The organism is Elstera litoralis (genome assembly GCF_000963705.1).
In the GTDB taxonomy this organism is placed as follows: domain Bacteria; phylum Pseudomonadota; class Alphaproteobacteria; order Elsterales; family Elsteraceae; genus Elstera; species Elstera litoralis.
In genome coordinates, this window is record NZ_LAJY01000610.1 from 1 (window position 1) to 1775 (window position 1775).

Genomic DNA, 1775 nt, shown 5'->3' on the forward strand with positions numbered 1-1775 from the left:
GCCCGTCGCCAGAATGCTCACCTTGTCGCCGACTTTGAGGTCGACCGGCAGGTGATATTCGGTCTTTTCGTACAGAATATCGGCGCTATCGCAGGTCGGCCCGGCGAGGATCACCGGTGCAGTGTCGCCACCGTCGCTGGGAGTGGTGATATCGTACTTAATCGCTTCATCCATCGTTTCGGCGAGGCCGCCGAACTTGCCGATGTCGAGATAGACCCACCGCTTGTCTTCGGCGTAATCCTTCTTCGAAATCAGCACGACTTCGGTCTGAATGATCCCGGCATCGCCGACCATCGAGCGGCCCGGCTCGATGATGATTTCCGGAATGGCATTGCCGAAATGCTTGCGCATCGCCTGCATCACGCCTTCGGCATAGGCTTCCACCGGGCGGATGTTCGCACGGTACTTCGCCGGGAAACCGCCACCGATATTGACCATCTTCAGGTCGATATTGGATTTGGCAATCGCATGAACATCGCGGCGGCACGGCCAATGGCAACGTCCCACTGGCTGATATCAGTCTGCTGCGAGCCGACGTGGAAGGAAATGCCGTAGGGCTCTAGGCCCATATCGCGGGCACGAACCAGAAGGTCCGCCGCCATTTCCGGCGCGCAGCCGAACTTGCGCGACAGCGGCCATTCGGCCCCACCGCATTCCATGAGGATGCGGCAGAACACTTTTGCGCCGGGGGCCGATTGGGCCAGCTTTTCAAGCTCGGCTTCCGAATCGAAGGCGAACAGGCGCACGCCTTTTTTCGTAGGCGTAAGCAATATCGCGCTGCTTCTTAATCGTGTTGCCGAAGGAAACCCGGTCCGGGCTGGCCCCTTGGCCGAGCACCAGATCGATTTCGCCCCGGCTAGCGGTATCGAAGGACGAGCCGAGGCTGTTCAGCATCGTCACGACCGCCGGTTCCGGATTGGCCTTCACGGCGTAGAAGATGCGCGCCAGCGGCAGCAGGCGGTTCATCGTGCGGTAATTCTCGGCGATCACGTCCAGATCGACCACGAGGCACGGGGTTTCCGGCTGGTTTTCGGCGAGATAGCGTTCGATCTTGGCAGTCATGGCGACAACTCCACACGTAGGGCGAAGACGGATCTTCGCCTGGCCCCGGTTTAAGCCGAGGTCCGGACAATAAGGGAAGCCGATTGGCATGCCCGCACAGCGGGGCAGTCAAAACAGCAACAGCGATGGAACGAGGGTAGGAAAAGGATCAATGGCAAGGCGAAAATCAGCCCTGCCATCCACGTCTAGGGCCTAGGCAGAACGCTGACGGCAAGACTATGGGCTGCCGGTTTTCGAGCAGTGCAGAGCTTACAAAGTGTCAGGCGTGTACTAGTCATGGGCCACTATTCCCTTCGGCACCAGCAAGATTGCTAGAAGATCCAAAAGGACGCGGGTCCGTCGTTGCATAACCAACCCTGGGGTTATTTCCCAGTGGGCCATAGGCACGTGCGAGTGCGTCTGGGACTGCGTATGAGGCAAAACGCCCCCCCACGCAAGTGAAATTTTTGTTGGGATTCCCGAGGGAAACGCAACGCTCTTCTTCTGGCGGCGCAGGGGCCACAGAAAGCGGCCTTTCACGCCTCTGCTGGGAGATATGAGAGATTATAATGGGAGATCTGATGATCGGATGTGATGAGCGTTAAACCCCGTCGGCGGGCCTGAGCGATCAACAATCGATCGAATGGATCTTTGTGAATCGGCGGCAGATCTGGGACCGCTTCGGCATCGCGCGATACGATGGAAAGCGACCTGAATTGATTTTGCGCAATCGC

Annotated in this window: 1 protein-coding gene and 1 pseudogene; both read right to left on the reverse strand. The window is 58.5% G+C overall.

Annotated features, from left to right (window positions below):
- Window positions 1-1062 (reverse strand): annotated as a pseudogene (locus VZ95_RS18190) (type III PLP-dependent enzyme); the annotation flags it as partial.
- Between the two features lie 515 nt (window positions 1063-1577).
- Window positions 1578-1775, reverse strand: a 198-nt coding sequence (locus tag VZ95_RS18195; RefSeq protein ID WP_045777116.1) for a PIN domain-containing protein, incomplete at its 5' end; no start/stop codon positions are given.